The organism is Poseidonocella sp. HB161398 (genome assembly GCF_005870025.1).
Lineage (GTDB): Bacteria > Pseudomonadota > Alphaproteobacteria > Rhodobacterales > Rhodobacteraceae > Mangrovicoccus.
This window is the reverse complement of sequence record NZ_VATA01000261.1, coordinates 1-737: the sequence shown is the minus strand read 5'-3', so window position 1 is coordinate 737 and position 737 is coordinate 1. Positions and strand designations below refer to the sequence as shown.

At 63.0% G+C, this 737-nt stretch carries 1 pseudogene; it reads right to left on the bottom strand.

The features are described from left to right. Window positions 1-567: pseudogene (locus FGX59_RS37150) on the bottom strand (IS1634 family transposase); the annotation flags it as partial. Window positions 568-737: the final 170 nt, after the last annotated feature.

Genomic DNA, 737 nt, shown 5'->3' with positions numbered 1-737 from the left:
CACGGTGGTCAGGTCGTAGAAGACAACGGCCAGGTCATGATCGACGAGCGGCCGCATCTGCTTCGCCAGCGCCTCCTCGACGGCCTCCGCATTGTCCATGAGGGCATCCATGGCGCGCAGCAGGTGCTGGTGCGTCACGGTTTCCGGCATGGCGGGCATGGCCACGGTCTCGAGCCAGCGCAGGCAGCCGAGCTTCGAATCTGGCGCGCAGAGGCGGTTGAAGACCATGGCGCGGATCAGCGCCTCCACATCCGTCTTGCGCCGCCCGTCTCGCAGGCTGCGCTGCAGCGCCCTGTCGAAGCCCAGCTGCTTCCAGATCTCGTGCAGCGCGAAGACATCGCCATGGGTCCTGGCGCTGTCGGAGATGACCTCGGAGGCGGTGTTTCCGGCACGCCCGAGGGCACGGTTCAGCCCGCTGATCAGCGGGTCGAGCTTGCGGGGCGTCAGGTCCTCGATGCGGCCGAGATTGGCGATGACACGGTGGCGCACCTTTCCGTCCTCGTTGCGGTATCCCTCGACGAGCTGGAGATAGCGGCGGCCGCCGGACGTGGTGATCTTCGTGTACATGCCGCAACGCTATCACGGCTATGGAAATACGATCAATGGCATTCGAGATGACGACGTGCCACAACAAAACTTCCGGAAATGGCACCATTCCGACCGATCAACCCTTTGATTTTACAAGACCCGCCTGTGCGAACAGGCCAATTTTGAGCTTCCAACTGTCGAAGTTCGGG